This window comes from Algoriphagus sp. TR-M9 (assembly GCF_027594545.1).
Taxonomy (GTDB): domain Bacteria; phylum Bacteroidota; class Bacteroidia; order Cytophagales; family Cyclobacteriaceae; genus Algoriphagus; species Algoriphagus halophytocola.
Genome location: NZ_CP115160.1, coordinates 1,706,477 through 1,722,936, shown reverse-complemented (window position 1 = coordinate 1,722,936; position 16,460 = coordinate 1,706,477). Strand labels below are relative to the sequence as shown.

At 42.7% G+C, this 16,460-nt stretch carries 16 protein-coding genes; 8 read left to right on the top strand and 8 right to left on the bottom strand.

The genetic code is table 11. The features are described from left to right. The first annotated feature begins 115 nt into the window (after positions 1 to 115). The 3 genes from PBT90_RS07565 to PBT90_RS07555 all read left to right on the top strand — a co-directional run bounded on the left by PBT90_RS07565 (position 116) and on the right by PBT90_RS07555 (position 1,687). Positions 116 to 664 (top strand): RNA polymerase sigma factor, encoded by a 549-nt coding sequence (locus PBT90_RS07565; protein ID WP_264809783.1) that lies wholly within the window; start codon positions 116 to 118, stop codon positions 662 to 664. Between the two features lie 33 nt (positions 665 to 697). Beyond that, the gene (locus PBT90_RS07560) at positions 698 to 1,060 is read left to right on the top strand and encodes a hypothetical protein (protein ID WP_264809782.1); all 363 of its coding nucleotides are present in this window, start codon (positions 698 to 700) and stop codon (positions 1,058 to 1,060) included. Positions 1,061 to 1,246: 186 nt separating this feature from the next. Next, positions 1,247 to 1,687: a hypothetical protein gene (locus tag PBT90_RS07555; RefSeq protein ID WP_264809781.1), complete on the top strand. Its 441-nt coding sequence runs from the start codon at positions 1,247 to 1,249 to the stop codon at positions 1,685 to 1,687. A gap of 25 nt (positions 1,688 to 1,712) precedes the next feature. On the opposite strand, the gene mscL is transcribed toward PBT90_RS07555, so the two are convergent. Beyond that, positions 1,713 to 2,135, bottom strand: coding sequence for a large-conductance mechanosensitive channel protein MscL (gene mscL, locus PBT90_RS07550; RefSeq protein WP_264809780.1), 423 nt, complete (start codon positions 2,133 to 2,135; stop codon positions 1,713 to 1,715). 393 nt (positions 2,136 to 2,528) lie between these two features. On the opposite strand from mscL, the gene PBT90_RS07545 reads away from it, so the two are divergent. The 3 genes from PBT90_RS07545 to pfkA all read left to right on the top strand — a co-directional run bounded on the left by PBT90_RS07545 (position 2,529) and on the right by pfkA (position 6,025). Continuing rightward, positions 2,529 to 4,571, top strand: a complete 2,043-nt coding sequence (locus tag PBT90_RS07545; RefSeq protein ID WP_270132494.1) for a S9 family peptidase — start codon at positions 2,529 to 2,531, stop codon at positions 4,569 to 4,571. A 93-nt stretch (positions 4,572 to 4,664) separates the two neighbouring features. Beyond that, complete coding sequence (locus PBT90_RS07540) at positions 4,665 to 5,039, top strand: methylglyoxal synthase (protein ID WP_264809778.1); 375 nt, start codon at positions 4,665 to 4,667, stop codon at positions 5,037 to 5,039. After that, positions 5,039 to 6,025 carry a 6-phosphofructokinase gene (gene pfkA, locus PBT90_RS07535; protein WP_264809777.1) on the top strand — a complete coding sequence of 329 codons (987 nt, stop codon included), beginning with the start codon at positions 5,039 to 5,041 and terminating at the stop codon, positions 6,023 to 6,025. Before PBT90_RS07540 ends, pfkA begins: the two co-directional genes overlap by 1 nt. Before the next feature lie 85 nt (positions 6,026 to 6,110). Here pfkA and fbaA read toward each other — a convergent pair whose 3' ends face one another. Together fbaA and PBT90_RS07525 are read right to left on the bottom strand one after the other, a co-directional pair. After that, entirely contained in the window at positions 6,111 to 7,172 is a 1,062-nt protein-coding gene (gene fbaA, locus PBT90_RS07530) for a class II fructose-bisphosphate aldolase (protein ID WP_264809776.1), read from the bottom strand. A 51-nt stretch (positions 7,173 to 7,223) separates the two neighbouring features. After that, a complete protein-coding gene (locus tag PBT90_RS07525) occupies positions 7,224 to 7,376 on the bottom strand; it encodes a hypothetical protein (RefSeq protein ID WP_264809775.1) in 153 nt (50 codons plus the stop codon). A 45-nt stretch (positions 7,377 to 7,421) separates the two neighbouring features. Here PBT90_RS07525 and PBT90_RS07520 point away from each other — a divergent pair, with 45 nt between their 5' ends. Beyond that, a complete protein-coding gene (locus PBT90_RS07520) occupies positions 7,422 to 8,294 on the top strand; it encodes a type 2 periplasmic-binding domain-containing protein (protein ID WP_264809774.1) in 873 nt (290 codons plus the stop codon). On the opposite strand, the gene PBT90_RS07515 is transcribed toward PBT90_RS07520, so the two are convergent. The 5 genes from PBT90_RS07515 to dnaG form a co-directional block, all read right to left on the bottom strand. After that, positions 8,280 to 10,223: an ATP-binding protein gene (locus PBT90_RS07515; protein ID WP_264809773.1), complete on the bottom strand. Its 1,944-nt coding sequence runs from the start codon at positions 10,221 to 10,223 to the stop codon at positions 8,280 to 8,282. The genes PBT90_RS07520 and PBT90_RS07515 overlap by 15 nt on opposite strands. 82 nt (positions 10,224 to 10,305) lie before the next feature. After that, positions 10,306 to 11,088, bottom strand: a complete 783-nt coding sequence (surE, locus tag PBT90_RS07510) for a 5'/3'-nucleotidase SurE (protein ID WP_264809772.1) — start codon at positions 11,086 to 11,088, stop codon at positions 10,306 to 10,308. A 5-nt stretch (positions 11,089 to 11,093) separates the two neighbouring features. Beyond that, complete coding sequence (locus PBT90_RS07505; RefSeq protein ID WP_264809771.1) at positions 11,094 to 11,735, bottom strand: hypothetical protein; 642 nt, start codon at positions 11,733 to 11,735, stop codon at positions 11,094 to 11,096. Between the two features lie 93 nt (positions 11,736 to 11,828). Then, positions 11,829 to 13,040 carry a bifunctional 3,4-dihydroxy-2-butanone-4-phosphate synthase/GTP cyclohydrolase II gene (locus tag PBT90_RS07500; RefSeq protein WP_270132484.1) on the bottom strand — a complete coding sequence of 404 codons (1,212 nt, stop codon included), beginning with the start codon at positions 13,038 to 13,040 and terminating at the stop codon, positions 11,829 to 11,831. Positions 13,041 to 13,127: 87 nt separating this feature from the next. Continuing rightward, the gene (gene dnaG, locus PBT90_RS07495; protein WP_264809770.1) at positions 13,128 to 15,071 is read right to left on the bottom strand and encodes a DNA primase; all 1,944 of its coding nucleotides are present in this window, start codon (positions 15,069 to 15,071) and stop codon (positions 13,128 to 13,130) included. A gap of 292 nt (positions 15,072 to 15,363) precedes the next feature. On the opposite strand from dnaG, the gene PBT90_RS07490 reads away from it, so the two are divergent. Next, the gene (locus PBT90_RS07490; protein ID WP_264809769.1) at positions 15,364 to 16,458 is read left to right on the top strand and encodes an Mrp/NBP35 family ATP-binding protein; all 1,095 of its coding nucleotides are present in this window, start codon (positions 15,364 to 15,366) and stop codon (positions 16,456 to 16,458) included. The last annotated feature ends 2 nt before the right edge of the window (positions 16,459 to 16,460 follow it).

Sequence of the window (16,460 nt, the reverse complement as noted above, 5' to 3'; positions counted from 1 at the left end):
ACCCCATGTGGATAGGCCGGGCAATTGTAGATTTTTCTTCTTGAAAATCAAGGGTATAAGCAAAAACCCCCATACCAGTCTAAACCCTTTTCTCTAACTTGGGTCTAAAACAAGAATGAAGCACGATGGTGACCAAGAAATTATCCAACTCATACATAATCCCCAATCCCGGGATCTGGGTTTTAGGAAGTTAATCCTGGCTTACCAAAAACGTGTCTACCATGTGGTGCGCCGCATGGTGCTGATTCATGAAGATGCAGATGATGTCACCCAAAATGTCTTCATCAAAGCACACAAGCATATTGGTAATTTCCAGGGACAGTCCAGTTTATTTACTTGGTTATACAGAATTGCCACCAACGAATCCCTGAATTTTCTGGAGAAAAAAAAGAAGCGTAACTTCTTCTCCATAGAAGATCATCAGGAAAAACTCCTTAACTACCTGGACCATTCCGACAGCATGGACGGAGACAGTATTCAATTGCTACTTCAGAAAATACTTCTCACACTTCCAGACAAGCAGAGATTGGTCTTTCATCTGAAATACCAGGAAGAGCTCACTTACGAGCAAATAGCTGAAATAACGGGTACATCTGTAGGTGCACTGAAGGCCAGTTACCACCATGCAGTAAAAAAAATTGAACAATCCTTAAGAGATGAATAAACTATTGGACAAAATCAAGGTCTAAATATTACTATGAAACGATCCATTCCAAAAATCAAAGATTTCAAGGCACCAGCAGGTTACTTTGATCAGCTTCCAGATCAGATCTTGGAGAAGACCAAACCTACCCGGTCAATACAATGGATGAATTATGCAGCAGCGGTTGCTATTTTCCTAGTGAGCTTTGCTGTATGGCAGCTCAATGACTCCAATCCAAGACTCGAAGAAGTATCCATGGATGAGGAGGTAAGCCTCTACATAGAAAGCCAATATTGGTCGGCAGAGGATGTACTCGGTATGGTAGACAATCCTGAGCAGATATTGGACGAAATCATCGCTGAAGAAATGGTATTTGAAGTGGATGCAGAATTAGAAGAGGAAATGATCTGGTACTAAAATCTATAAAGTCTTGAAAAAACAACCTCTACACCCGGGTATGTTTACCCTTCACCATGCAGGAGCGAGACTTTAGAAAAACAATTATAATCACATGAAATCGAGCATGTCGAAAACGACACACATAGGGATGATTATCAACCATGCGAGATTCCATCTGACCTTTAAATATCAAATTTTAAACAGATGAAAAAACACCTATTACTACTCGGCTTTTTCTTGATACTTGCTGGATCTAGCCAAGCCCAAAGAGATGATGACAGATATGATAGAGAAAAGCTGGAATCCGCCAGAGTAGCCTTCATCACCACCCGGCTGGATCTCACGCCTGAGCAAGCGGAAAAGTTCTGGCCCATCTACAATGCTTTCAATGAATCAAGGGGCAAACAACTACACGAAATGTCCAAACTGGGTAGAACAAAGGACCTTAACTTAAGTGAAGCTGAAGCTAAATCTAGGATTTCTAAAAAATTTGGGATACAAAGACAGTTGATTCTGGATGAAGAAAAATTGGTCAAGGATTTATCAGATATACTAAGTTACAATCAAATCATACAACTCAATGAAGTCTCCAGAGACTTTGCAAGGCACATTTGGAAAAGACGAAGAGAAGATAATAAGGAATAAAAAAAGCGGCTTGAGGCCGCTTTTTTTATGCTTGGTCTTTTTTCAAAAGATCCCTGATTTCTTCTAGCAAGACTTCCGATTTTGGTGGTGCCGGTGGAGGAGCAGGTTTGGCTTCCTCCTTTTTCTTCATACTGTTTACCCCTTTGATCGCAATAAAAATCACGAAAGCAACAATAATAAAATCCACTACATTCTGAATAAAAATACCGTAGGTCAGGAGCACGGGACCTTGTTCCTCTCCTGCAGGTCCTACACTACTCTCTTTTAGCACAATGGCCAGATCTGTAAAACTCATCCCTCCCAGCATCACTCCTATAGGTGGCATGACAATGTCCTTAACAAAGGAAGCCACAATTTTGCCAAAGGCACCACCTATAATTACCGCGACTGCCAGGTCGATTACATTGCCTTTTACAGCAAATTCCTTAAACTCTTTTAAGAATCCCATAAGTATCCAGTTAAATGATTGAATTATTTATGGAAAATCCAGAAAAAAATCTTTTCTCGCAAGCACCCTATTAATTTAACCTAAGAATATTCACAATAAAATGTCATCCTTAACCATTTTTACAGGATTTAGAAGAACTCTAAGCCCATATTTTTGATTAACATTGCAGCGAAAAAAAATAAAACATGAATATACGGAATGATGCCAGCAACCCATATTTCTCTGCTCATCCGGCCAGAATACCGATACTACGCCTTCGCTCAGTACAAGTGACCGAAGATTCCCGCAGGAGCGGGACAGGCTGAAGTGGCCTCAATTCTTAAGTTTAACATACCCTATACTGCTTTTGCCTCTTTACTGGCAGAAAAGCAGATATACATAAAATAAAAATATATGCAGGCACCCAAAGCCAAAAAAATACCCCAACTTTTAGAAACCCATGGACATCAGCGCATAGACAATTATTACTGGATGCGTGAAAGAGAAAATCCGGATGTAATAGCATACCTAAATGCAGAAAACAGCTATCTCAAAGAGACACTCAAATCCACGGAAGAATTTCAGGAGCAGCTTTTTCAGGAAATAAAAGGAAGAATCAAAGAAGACGACCAAAGTGTACCTTATCTAAAATCCGGCTATTACTGGTATGTCAAATATGAAACAGGCGCTGAATACCCATTGTATTGCAGAAAAAAAGGTAGTCTAGACGCTCCGGAAGAAGTATTTCTGAATGTAAACCAACTGGCAGAAGGAAAGGCTTTTTACCAAGTGGGCGGTACTGCGGGTACTTCTGACCTCAGCACACTGGCATTTGCCGCAGATGAAGTGGGAAGAAGAATCTTCACCATACACTTCAAAAATCTTATAACCGGAGAAATCCTGGAAGATCAAATACCTGAAATCACAGGAAACTTTGCCTGGGCGGCAGATCATCAAACACTTTTTTATTCCAAGCAACATCCTGAGACCCTCCGCTCCTATCAGATTTATGCCCACAGATTGGGCACCGATGTAGCCGAGGACCTTTTGGTTTATGAGGAAAAAGATGAGGAGTTTAGCTGTATCATTCACAAAACAAAATCAGAGAGATTCCTGCTTATTCACTCTGAAAGCTCCATTTCTTCGGAAATCAGGTTTCTGGAAGCTGACCAGCCCAAAGGTGATTTTCAATTACTTCAAGAGCGAATCCCCCACCTAGAATATGCTGTGGATCATTTTGAGGATCATTTCTGGATCAGAACCAACCATCTGGCTCAGAATTTCAAACTGGTGAAAGCTCCAGTCCACTCGCCCAACCTAGATAACTGGGAAGATGTGATCCCTCATCGCGAGCATGTGTTGCTGGAGGATTTTGATATTTTCGCTAATTTTCTGGTGACTCAAGAGAGAAGCAATGGATTGTGCAAGATCAACGTCACCCCATGGGATGGTACGGCTGCTCATACCATCGAATTTGATGACGAGACCTATACCGCCTGGATCAGCACTAACCCTGAATTTGATACCGACTTCCTCAGATTTGGCTATAATTCCCTGGTAACTCCATCTAGCACCTATGATTACCATATGGTCACGCAGGAGAAGGTATTGCTGAAGCAGCAGGAAATCATTGGGGGGTACGACTCTGGTGCTTATACTTCTGCCAGAATCTGGGCTAAAGCAAGCGACGGAACCATGGTTCCTATTTCTCTGGTTTACAAAATCGACCTTTTCAAAGCCGATGGACAAAATCCCCTATTGCTCTATTCATACGGCTCTTATGGTTTTAGCACAGAAGCATACTTCTCTAGTAGCAGGTTGAGCTTACTGGACCGTGGATTTGTCTTTGCGATCGCTCATATTCGAGGTGGAGAGGATCTGGGGAGGAATTGGTATGAGAGTGGCAAGATGCTCAACAAAAGAAACACCTTCACAGACTACATCAGCTGCGCGGAGCATTTAATAGCCGAAAAGTACACCTCAGCTCCGCACCTCTATGGCATGGGAGGCAGTGCAGGTGGCCTGCTGATGGGAGCTGTCATGAACATGCGTCCTGAGATCTTTAATGGGTTGATTGCTGCGGTACCTTTTGTAGATGTGGTGACTACTATGCTTGATGAAAGCATTCCTTTGACTACAGGAGAATTTCAGGAATGGGGGAACCCTAAAGACAAAGTGTACTACGAATACATGCTGTCCTACTCTCCTTATGACAATGTAGAGCCCAAAGATTACCCGCATTTGCTCATCACTTCCGGACTTCACGATAGCCAGGTGCAATACTGGGAACCCACTAAATGGGTCGCCAAACTCCGGGAAATGAAAACCGATGCCAACCTGCTTTTCCTGCACACCAACATGGAAGCTGGCCATGGTGGAGCCTCCGGTAGATTTAACTCCCTGAAGGAGCTCGCTTTGGAATACACCTTCCTGCTGTATTTGGAAAAAATGATTTAACGGAAAATTAAGAAGTCTTTAAATGTACCCTTTAAGAGTTATCAGGGAAAGATTTTTTCCTAACTTTGACTCAAACCTATTAGACCTCAATCAATGAAAATAGCACTGATCGCCCATGATGGTAAAAAAGCCGACATGGTCCATTTTTTAAGTGGATTCAAAGAAAGACTCCATCAGGCAGATGTACAACTAGTAGCCACAGGCACTACGGGTTCGCATATAGAAAAGTCAGGATTTAATGTCCAGAAACTTTTATCCGGCCCCTATGGCGGTGATGCACAGATAGCCGCACTGGCTGCTGAGAAAGAATTGGCCATGGTGGTGTTTTTCAGAGACCCGCTAGATAAGCACCCTCACGAGCCGGATGTGCAAATGCTAATGAGAATATGTGATGTTCACAATATTCCTTTGGCCACTAACCCAGCCTCAGCTGATCTCATGTTTAAAGCCCTAACTCAAACCTTATAATGGAACCTAAAACCATCAAAAAAATAGGTGTACTTACCTCTGGGGGAGACTCCCCAGGAATGAATGCAGCAATTCGTGCCGTCATACGAACTGGAATATACTATGACCTGGAAATGTACGGGATCTACAGAGGATATGAAGGTATGATCCAGAATGACATCAAAAGACTGGATTCCAAGCATATCACTCATGTGCTCGAAAGAGGAGGTACTTTTCTAAAATCTGCCCGAAGTGCTGAGTTCCGTACTCCGGAAGGTCGAAAAACTGCTTATGAAAACTTAAAAAGTCATGGCATAGATGCACTTGTGGTAATCGGTGGTGACGGTTCACTCACGGGAGCACATCTTTTTTACAAGGAATTTGGGATTCCGGCCATAGGACTCCCCGGCACTATAGATAATGATCTTTCGGGTACAGATTCTACGATTGGATTTGATACGGCCTGTAATACAGCGATAGAAGCCATAGACAAAATCCGTGATACAGCTACCTCCCATGATAGACTATTCTTTGTAGAAGTAATGGGTAGAGATGCTGGTTTTATCGCGATTAATGCTGGAATTGGAAGTGCCGCAGCAGCCATTTTGATACCGGAAAAGAAAATGCCTATAGAGCACCTGGTAGACAAATTAAGAATCAGAACCAAGGCCAAAAAAGCCTCCAACATTGTGATCGTAGCCGAAGGCGGAAAAAGTGGTGGAGCTACAGAAATAGCCTCTTTGGTAGAAAAACACCTCCCATACTACGACATAAAGGTCACCATCCTGGGGCATTTACAGCGAGGCGGATCTCCGAGCTCCTATGACCGATTGCTGGCTTCTAAACTGGGTGTAGCAGCGGTAGAAGGCTTGCTTCAAGGGAAATACGACGTTATGGCCGGATTGATTAATAATAAAGTGGTCTATACTCCTATCAAAAAAGCCATTGTGGATGATAAATCAGTGGATGAGGACGACTTCCGAGTAGCGAAGATCTTGTCCACCTGATATACACTACGGAAGAAAAACAATACTCTCCAACAAAAAAAGTCACCTTTTCAGGTGACTTTTTTTAATGTCTAGTGAACGGAGACTAGTTTCTGTTTACTGCATTTAGCATATCAAATGCAAGCTCTAGACGCTTCACAAAGTTCTCTTCACCCTTACGCAACCAGTTTCTTGGATCGTAATACTTCTTGTTCGGGTTTTCAGGACCGTCAGGATTCCCCAACTGCGTCTGAAGGTATCCTTCATGCTGCTTATAGTTATTCAATACTCCTTCCCAGAATGCCCACTGCATATCGGTATCAATATTCATTTTGATGGAGCCATAGCTATTTGCTTCTCTGATTTCCTCCACTGAGGATCCTGAGCCACCATGGAACACAAAGTTCAAAGGCTTACCAGTCGTGCCATATTTCTCATTGATATAATCTTGAGAATTTTTCAGAATAATTGGCTTCAAACTTACGTTTCCAGGCTTGTAAACTCCGTGAACATTACCGAAAGCCGCAGCTATAGTGAACAAATCATCAATTTTCTTCAAATGCTCATAAGCATAAGCCACTTCTTCTGGCTGCGTGTAAAGCTTGGATGAATCAATATCGGTGTTATCCACTCCGTCTTCTTCACCCCCGGTTACCCCAAGTTCGATTTCGATAGCCATATCCAGCTTCGCAAATTCCTTGAAGTAATTGCAAGAGATTTCCACGTTTTCCTCCAAAGGCTCCTCTGATAGATCCAGCATATGAGAGCTATACAAAGGTCTCTTATGCGTGGCATAATATGCCTTGCCTGCATCTAAAAGACCATCTATCCAAGGCAACAATTTCTTTGCAGCGTGATCGGTATGCAAAATAACCGGTACACCATAAGCTTCCGCCATCAGGTGCACGTGATGTGCTCCAGAGATTCCACCTGCGATACTTGCCTGTTGTTTATCATTAGGAAGAGACTTTCCTGCGAAAAATTGAGCCCCACCATTGGAAAACTGAATAATCACAGGAGAATTCAATTTCTTGGCAGTTTCCATTACCGCATTTACCGAATTGGTATTGATCACATTTACTGCTGGCATTGCAAACTCATTCTCTTTAGCATAAGCATAAAGATCCTTAAGCTCTTCACCGTATTTTACTCCAGGTTTAAATTTCATGTTTATAAGGTTTGTTTATTTCTGGTTTCATGACCGCTAATCGGCCTTGTTTCACTCCTTTGTTCCAAAGATATAAATCCCTAAGATAAAATAGCCCACTTCCATTTCTAAAATCTCATCTCCAAGGGCAAATATCTGCATGCAATCGATTTCAACTTTAGACTCTTCCTTATTTTCTGAAGAATCTTCTAAATCCTTAATCAATCTATGCGGAATAATCTAAATTTGAGGTCTACATAGCCTCTAGACATGAAGACATTAAGAATAACCGGAGTTCCTGAGCATTTTAATTTTCCTTGGAAAAAAGTAATAGCAGAACAGCCTTTCGAAAAGGAAGGCATTCACCTGGAATGGAGGGATGAATCCCGTGGGTCAGGTCAGATGAACAAGGATTTGAGGGAAGACCGGACCGATTTGGCGATAGTGCTTACGGAAAGTTTTCTTAAAGATTTTGAATCAGGAAATCCATCCAAAATGATCGGGCTGCATGTGAAGTCTCCACTGACTTGGGGCATTCACCTTCATGGAGGTTCTGCGGTAGAATCACTACATGAAATCAAAAGCCCATCATTTCTGATCAGCAGAATGGGTTCAGGCTCTCAACTCATGGCCTTTGTTCTTGCCAAAAGAGAAGGCTGGGATGCTGAGCAATTGGATTTTAAAATAGTCAACAATCTGCCCGGAGCTTTGGAAGCCATGCGCGCAGCACATCCAGAGATGTTTCTCTGGGAAAAATTCACCACCAACCCCTGGGTAGATTCAAAAGAGATGAAACGAATCGGGGAGATACCTAGCCCTTGGCCTTGCTTTGCAATGGTTGCTTCGGAAAAGGCCCTGGAAGAATTCGGCCAGCTCATCTTTAAACTCCGAAACAAAGTTTACCAAGCAGCAAGCAGGATTCAGGATAGCGGCGCATCGGTGCTGGAAATTGCCGAAAAGTACAAGCTGGAGCCGGAAGATGTCAATGAGTGGATCGCCCAGACCTCCTGGGAAACACAATCTCAAGTGTCCAGAAAACAACTAAATGACGCTATGGAAGTAATGGTGGAACTTGGCATAATCCAACAAATTATCCCGCTAGAGAACTTCCTAACTTCAGACTATCTGTCAATTATTGACTAAAAAAGCAGCTGGAAGCTTAATGCATATCTTGGTTCCCTTGCCCAGTTCACTGTCTATGCTCAATTCTCCCCCATTCAAGCGGGTGAACTCCTTGCATACCTGCAGTCCCAGACCAGAGCCTTTTTCTTGCTTGGTTCCCAGTTGAGAGCCTGAAAACACATACTCGTCTGACAATAGCTTATCCAGTTGCTCCTTGCTCATGCCCACGCCCTGATCATTGATGCACAGCACACATGAGTCTGAATCATAGTCAGCACTCAGCAGTATTTCATCACCCAAGTTAGAATATTTGATAGCGTTGCTTAAAATATTTCTAATTACCACCTCTATCAAATCCCTGTCAGCAAAAATCTCCTCATCCCCTTGAAGCTGGTTGTTCACATGAATTCCTTTTTCCTTAATCATGGAATCCAGCAGTTTAATAGAAGACTTTACCACAGCATTCAACTTTACTATAGTTCTATTGATTTTGAAGCCTTCCATCTGAGCCATAGACCACTTCAGCGTATTATCCAACGTAAAGTACACCGAATCTACGTCCTTATTCAGGTTTTTCAATAACTCTTCAAACTCCTCTTGATCCAGCTCCCCTTTGATCAACAAATCCACAATAGTTTTCACCTGCCCCACAGGGCCTCTTAGGTCATGACCTATCACTGAAAACAACTTATTCTTGGTTTGATTGATCTCTTCCAGTTCCATGGATTTGGAAGCGAGATCTGCATTTTGATCCTGGATTTTATTCTGATGGTCCAAAAGCTTGGTATTCGTTCTTTTCACATTTCTATGCAGAAAATACAGCCAGATCATCAAAGCCAATACTACAATGGCAGCCACACTGATGATAATGATAATCCTTCGATTGAATGCCAGCTTTGCTGCTTGATTTTCATTTTGAGCCAACAGTAAATCTAACTCACTTTGATTCAAATCATCCTGAAACATCCCCTGCATCAGTGCAAGTCTGTCTCTTGTGGACTGGTCTGTCAACGAATCATAAAGCTGTAGGTAGAGCTTTTGATGCCTGAATGCCTCATTGATATCCCCCACTTTTTCATGGTAAATGGCCAGATACTTATGGCTTTTAGACTGCTCATCCAAGTACTGATTTTCAACTGAAATCTCTAACCCCCTATCTAAAGCAGCTTTAGCTTTGTCAATTTTCCCATTTGTAAGATATACATTCCCCAGTCGGTGCAAAATACTGGCCTGAAAAGAGGTAATCCCTTGTTCTACTGCCATTTCCCACGCCAATTCAAAAACGTATTCAGCAGAATCTAACTGGGCTTTTTTCAGGTAAATATCACCGATGACACGATGTGAAAAAGCTGTCAAATAGGGTGATCCCGCTGCTTCATTTGCTTCAATAGCTTTAATGGCATAGAAGCGAGCAGAGTCCAATTCATCAATTAACGTGAAATTGTAAGCCACATTATTCAGACTGCGGATAGTGGTGTACAAATCCTCCGCCTCCTCACTGAGCCGATAAGCATTTTTGAATTGTGCTATGGCCTGAGGGTAATTTTTTTGCTCATAATAGAGCGCACCCATGTTATTGAGTACCCGTGCAGCTTCTTGGAGGTCTTCGACTTCCATAGCCAGCTCATAGGATTCTTTAGAGTAGTCGAATGATTTTTGCCACTGTCCTTGACGGTAATATATCCAACCGATATTTTCCTTGGCTTTGGCCTCTTCGGATTTATCTCCTTGAGCTTTGGCTAGTTTTTCAGCTTCCAGAGCATAGTCTAAAGCTTGTTCTTGCTTGGTTTCCCGGAGAAAAGTGGCCAATTCATTCAGCAAAACCAATCGGGTATTGCCTTCAGTATTGGGTAGTACTCTTTCCAAACTGTCGGTATCAGGGACTTGGCCAGAAACTTCTAAAATGCCAAGCAAGGGCAAGAGAAATCCGAAAAAGAATATCCGTTTCAAAAAGGAAGTTGGGTTATGAGGGTGTAAATTAACCAAATTCAATCAATTGAAACAGGAAATACGAAAGGAATCGCGTTCTGGATTACTTTAACTCATCCCAATTCCAATTTTTATTCATCTGACTAATAGCATGATGGGCAGTGAGGTCATATTGGCAAGGAACGATAGCAATGTAATTATTGGCAATGGCCCATTCGTCATTATCCTCACCCTTATCGAAATTCACAAAGTTTCCCGCAAGCCAAAAATACCTTCTGCCATTTGGGTCCACTCGCTCATCAAATTCTTCCTGCCATTTTGCTTCGGCTTGACGGCAGACTTTGATTCCTTTAATATTCTCTTTTTGCTTAGGAGGAAAATTCACATTGAGCGCTATGCCTTTGGGAATGCCATTTTGCAATACTTGGTTGGCTATTTTCTCTACCCATTCCTCCACATGTGAAAACTCAGCATCAGAGGAATAATCACACAAGCTGAATCCAATGGATGGATATCCCTCCAATGCCCCTTCTATCGCAGCAGACATGGTACCGGAATAGAGAACCGAAATAGAAGTATTTGACCCATGGTTAATCCCGCTTACAATCAGGTCCGGGCTGCGGTCTTTAAGTATATAATGTTTCGCCAGTTTTACACAATCTGCCGGAGTTCCGCTGGATTTATAGGCTTTGATGCCTTGAAAAGTTTCTTCTTCTGTAAGTCTGAGCGTTTCGCCTATGGTAATCGCATGTCCCATGCCTGATTGAGGACTGTCTGGTGCTACGACTACCACCTCTCCTAGTTTTTGCATGGCAGATACCAATACGCGAATGCCTTTAGAGGTTATTCCATCGTCATTGGAGACGAGAATTAAAGGTTTTGACATTAGATTTAATTCAGTTCATTGTAATAAGCGGTGATCCTGAGTAGATCGCCGCGCTTGTCATGCTCTAGTCTGTTTTTTCGCATGAAAATATCAAGCTCATCATCGTGACCCGGAAGCATTTCAAAAAGGTCTTTTTTCTTCAAACTGTATTTTTCTATTCTTCCTTCAGTCACAAAATAATAGTTAAAAGCCAGTTTATAACCTACCATATTTTGCGGACCATAGAATGGATTCATCCCATAAGCCCCCATCATACCGTACCCTCCCATATTTCTGGAGTCACTGGCTATGTATTCTCTGCAAAGCAAAGCGATCTCATCCCCTTCTGTCAATACTTCGAAGAAAACCGGAACTTCGTAATCATTATTCAAAGAATAGGGAAGGCTGAAAAACTTCCTAATTCCCCCGTACACTTCGTCAAACAGTTCAAAGTAGGTGACATTCGAGGCAGTAAATGTGGAAATGGTCTGTCCTTTCAGTTGAACGAGGTTATTCTCCAGGTCATATTTTATTTCCCCACCATATACCGCTCCGTCTGTTCCGTAGATATTTCCTTTGTGCCAAAGATGGGAAGGAAATTTATCCTGGGCTAGTAAGAACCCTATACCTATCATGAGAAAGCTAAGGGTGAATATTGCCTTTTTCATAGTTATAGTCATGCTTTAATTAACGAGGATTGGGAATTTGGGTTGAAGTTCAGATGCAAATCCACTGCTATATTACAGCATGTTAACAGATTTTCACTTCAAAATATTGTGTCCCATCTTGTCACGTTTGGTCGTGAGGTAGCGTTCGTTATGTTTATTGGGCGCTATTTCTATAGGCACCTGCTCCACGATCTCCAAACCATACCCCAAAAGACCAACTCGCTTTTGCGGATTATTTGAAATCAACCTGATTTTGCTGACCCCAAGATCCCTGAGAATCTGAGCCCCAACGCCATAATCTCTGCTATCCATGGGTAGGCCAAGTGCCAAATTGGCCTGTACAGTATCCATTCCTTCTTCCTGGAGTTTGTAAGCCTTCAGCTTATTGATCAATCCTATACCTCTACCCTCCTGATTCATGTAAATGACCATTCCCTTGCCTTCCTTCTCCACCATCTGCATGGCAGCGTGCAGCTGAGGTCCACAGTCACATCTACATGACCCGAAAATGTCACCCGTAATACAAGATGAATGAACCCTTACCAAAACCGGCTCATCTTCTTCCCAACTTCCCTTGATCAGCGCCAAGTGTAATTCCTGAGTGTTGGTCTGACGAAATGCTATCATTTCAAAATCCCCAAATTCGGTAGGAAGATCCACTCCAATCTCTCTTTTGATCAAAGACTCATGTTTTAATCTATAAGCGATCAAATCTTTGATGGAAATCAACTTCAAATTGAATTTCTTGGCTACCTCCACCAGATCAGGAAGACGGGCCATGGTGCCATCCTCATTCATGATTTCTACCAAAACTCCCGCGGGCGAAAGCCCTGCCAATCTAGATAGATCAATGGCTGCTTCGGTGTGCCCCGCTCTCCTCAGTACTCCACCTCGTTTAGCCTTTAAAGGGAAAATATGTCCTGGTTTTCCAAGTTCATTGGGGTCAATGGCATCATCCACCAAGGCCTTGATGGTCTTCGCCCTATCAGAAGCAGAAATACCGGTAGTGCAGCCATGCCCGATCAGATCCACAGATACGGTAAATGGAGTTTCAAAAGCAGCCGTGTTGTGTCCCACCATCAGTTCCAATCCCAACTTTTCACACCTATCTTCAATAAGTGGGGCACAGATCAGTCCGCGTCCATGAGTGGCCATGAAATTGATGATCTCTGGTGTGACAGTATCTGCCGCACAGACAAAATCCCCCTCATTTTCTCTATCCTCGTCATCTACCACTATGATTACTTCGCCGTTTTTAATGGCTTCTATTGCATCCTCTATCGGATCTAGAATATATTTTTCCACAAAATTTGGGTTTGAATACACATATAGGAAAAGCAAATTTACAAGCTTTCCCATCTTTAACAGGGTGTTGCCAAATAAAGTTTGGTTTTATCCTATCACTATTCCAAGTTCCTTGTCGATTTCCAGCTGTACTTTTTTCAGTTCAAAATAAAGCACCTGATATTCATTTACCTTCTCTTCGTTATCCTGCTCGCCCTCAGCATCTCTGAGTTTGACTTTGGCTTCCTCCATGAGCTTCTGCACCATTTTGCGTTTTAGTCGCAAGATAGATTTATACCCTGTGAGCGTGAGGTCATCGTTTTCTTTATTGATGATGATTTGATGCGTGCCTTCCCAGTGACTAGAAACTTCATGACGCATGGTAATTAAATCGATCACCTCCATCTGTACTTCCCGATCTCCCAAACCAATAAAATAGGCTGAAGTAGGTAACTCCCCTTTCACCAACGCCTCTCTGTACAGTTGCAGAATTTTAGCATAAATAGGAGTAGTAAATTCCAGCTCTTCGGTTTCAGAAAGCAGGTATTGGCAAAGGTGCATTTCTTCATCTGCCAGTTTCTGAGTACCATAATTCACCAGAATCCGGACCATTTCCCGTTCCTGAATCTTCAGTAACTCCCCAAATGAGGTAGCTGAAGACTGCTCAGTAGCCATCAAATCCTCAAAAGCTGTTTCAGACTCCGCTTCTTTTACCTGTTTGTTGTATTGCTCTTTTTGGGTTTTGAGCAGGGATTTGTTCAGCTCAGCATGGATGATTTCCTCTTCTATCTCCAGTAATCCAGAGGCCTCCTTGACGTACACAGAGCGGATAATCGGGTCTGGAATCTTGCCTATGCTTTGGACTACTTCACGGATCACCTCTGCTTTTCGAATAGGATCACGCTTGAACTCATCCTTGAACAGATTAATCTTAAACCCTATGAAATCCCGACTATTAGAGTCCAGGTATTCCTGAAAAGCCTGAGATCCGACCTTCCTAGAGTAACTATCTGGGTCTTCTCCTTCCGGGAAAACTACTGCTTTCACATTCAGCCCTCCCTCCAGCAGTAAGTCTATGCCGCGCAAGGATGCTTTGATCCCTGCTGCGTCTCCATCATACAAGACCGTCACCTGATTCGTGAACCGCTTGATCAGCTTGATCTGCCCGTCAGTCAGGGAAGTACCTGAGGAGGCTACCACATTTTCAATTCCGGAGAGGTGCAGACTGATCACATCGGTATACCCTTCTACCAGAAAGCAATTATCCTTTTCCCGAATAGATTTTTTGGCTTGATACATCCCATAGAGCACATCACTTTTGTGATATACAGGTGTTTCTGGGGAATTGATGTATTTGGGTTGATTTTTATCCTTAGTGAGAATCCTAGCCCCAAAACCAAGGGGTTTGCCACTGATATTGTGAATGGTAAATATGACCCGGTTTCTGAATCGGTCATATACACGGCTAGCATCGCCTTCTTTTTGGAGTATCAGTCCCGCTTTGAGTAGCACTTCCTCCTGAAAGCCGGCAGATTTGGCTGACTTAAGTAAATTATCCCATCCATCAAGCGCATACCCTAAATCGAATTTTTCAATAATGCCTGGAGAAAATCCTCTTTCTTTGAAATAGCTCAGGCCTATTGACTTGCCTTCCTCAGTCTGTAAATTTTTGACAAAAAAGTCACGGGCATAGCCCAAAGCTATCAGTAGACTTTCCCGTTCATTCTGAGCTTGGTTTTGCTCTGGAGTTCTGGCTTCATCTTCCTCCACCTCGATCCCATATCGACCGGCGATATGCTTCACCGCTTCTTGAAACCCCACTCCCTCTATGTCCATGATGAATTGAATGGGATCTCCGGCCTTGCCACATCCAAAGCACTTGTAGATTTGCTTGGCAGGAGAAATAGAAAATGAGGGTGTCTTCTCCCCGTGAAAAGGACAATTGGCCCAGAGGTTCTGCCCTTTCCGCTTTAGAGGAAGATAGTCACCTATCACCTCCTCGATATCCATTCTTTCCTTAACTTTATCTGTGGTGTCTTTGCTGATACTCATGGTCCGGTCAAAGGAACAAAGTTAATCGCTCGGTTGATAAAAACTTTAGATCTTTAAATGATTATGCGAAACTTAGTCTTGCCTCTATTTCTTTGCTCAGTAGGCAGGAAATCCGGATTACCTATTTGATTTGCAGATTCCTTTTGCGTTTTGGCAGTTACCACGGCACAAAAGCATAAAATCGCAGAACTTAAAATTCTTAATCAAAGTTAAGCTGGCAAAGACATTTGCTCAGTCATTTTATTTAGAAGCGCAGAAGGTCTAAATTGCGCAAAATTTCAAAAAACACCCCATGCAGTTATCGAAGGAGAATATCCTCAAATCCCTATCCAAAGTACAAGACCCCGACCTTAAAAAGGATTTGGTGACTTTGGGAATGATACAGAAAATCGAAATCAACGGAAATAAGGTAAGCTTCCATGTAGTATTGACAACCCCGGCCTGCCCATTGAAAGAGGTGATCAAAAATAATTGTCTTGAAGAATTGGAAAGTGACTTTGGAACAGAGGTGGAATGGGACATTTTTATGACCTCTCAGGTCACGACAGTTCGGGAGGCAGCACCAGTTTTACCGCAGGTGAAAAATATCATTGCAGTGGCATCCGGCAAAGGTGGTGTAGGCAAATCCACCACAGCTGTCAATCTAGCCGTGGCTCTTTCTAAACTTGGGGCCAAAGTAGGTCTGATCGATGCAGATATCTCAGGCCCTTCTATCCCTACCATGTTCAACGTTGAGGGGGAACAACCTGCCGTCAAGAAAGTAGGCGACAAAAATATCATTATCCCGGTAGAACAATATGGAGTAAAAATGATGTCTATAGGATTTCTTACTCCTACAGACAGTGCTGTGGTCTGGCGCGGGCCTATGGCCAGTTCTGCACTGAAACAGTTTATTTCGGATGTGGATTGGGGAGAACTTGATTACTTACTGATAGATTTACCTCCAGGGACTTCAGATATCCACCTGACCATGGTTCAGACAGTGCCTGTGACCGGAGCTGTGATCGTCACTACTCCTCAGAAAGTAGCGCTCGCAGACGCAAACAAGGGGATTTCCATGTTTCTACAGCCACAAATTAACGTACCTGTTTTAGGTGTTATTGAAAATATGGCTTATTTTACACCCGAAGAGCTACCAGACAATAAATATTACCTGTTTGGGAAAGAAGGCGGTAGAAAGCTCGCCGCAAAATATGAAATCCCGTTTTTAGGAGAAATACCAATCGTACAAAGCATCAGAGAAAGCGGGGACACTGGATATCCAGCAGTGATGAAGGAAGGATTGACTGAGGAAGCCTACATGAATCTGGCCGAGGAAGTAGCCAGGCAAATTGCCATAAGAAATGCATCACAGGATAAGACTTCGGTGGTAGAAATTAAAGCTTAAAA

Excerpts from the sequence above, each read along its gene's own strand:
- PBT90_RS07540 (WP_264809778.1), top strand. The coding sequence starts at position 4,665 with ATGAAAATAGCACTGATCGCCCATGATGGTAAAAAAGCCGACATGGTC.
- mscL (WP_264809780.1), bottom strand. The coding sequence starts at position 2,135 with ATGGGATTCTTAAAAGAGTTTAAGGAATTTGCTGTAAAAGGCAATGTA.
- PBT90_RS07545 (WP_270132494.1), top strand. The coding sequence starts at position 2,529 with ATGCAGGCACCCAAAGCCAAAAAAATACCCCAACTTTTAGAAACCCAT.
- dnaG (WP_264809770.1), bottom strand. The coding sequence starts at position 15,071 with ATGAGTATCAGCAAAGACACCACAGATAAAGTTAAGGAAAGAATGGAT.
- fbaA (WP_264809776.1), bottom strand. The coding sequence starts at position 7,172 with ATGAAATTTAAACCTGGAGTAAAATACGGTGAAGAGCTTAAGGATCTT.
- pfkA (WP_264809777.1), top strand. The coding sequence starts at position 5,039 with ATGGAACCTAAAACCATCAAAAAAATAGGTGTACTTACCTCTGGGGGA.
- surE (WP_264809772.1), bottom strand. The coding sequence starts at position 11,088 with ATGTCAAAACCTTTAATTCTCGTCTCCAATGACGATGGAATAACCTCT.
- PBT90_RS07560 (WP_264809782.1), top strand. The coding sequence starts at position 698 with ATGAAACGATCCATTCCAAAAATCAAAGATTTCAAGGCACCAGCAGGT.
- PBT90_RS07505 (WP_264809771.1), bottom strand. The coding sequence starts at position 11,735 with ATGAAAAAGGCAATATTCACCCTTAGCTTTCTCATGATAGGTATAGGG.
- PBT90_RS07490 (WP_264809769.1), top strand. The coding sequence starts at position 15,364 with ATGCAGTTATCGAAGGAGAATATCCTCAAATCCCTATCCAAAGTACAA.
- PBT90_RS07565 (WP_264809783.1), top strand. The coding sequence starts at position 116 with ATGAAGCACGATGGTGACCAAGAAATTATCCAACTCATACATAATCCC.
- PBT90_RS07555 (WP_264809781.1), top strand. The coding sequence starts at position 1,247 with ATGAAAAAACACCTATTACTACTCGGCTTTTTCTTGATACTTGCTGGA.
- PBT90_RS07520 (WP_264809774.1), top strand. The coding sequence starts at position 7,422 with ATGAAGACATTAAGAATAACCGGAGTTCCTGAGCATTTTAATTTTCCT.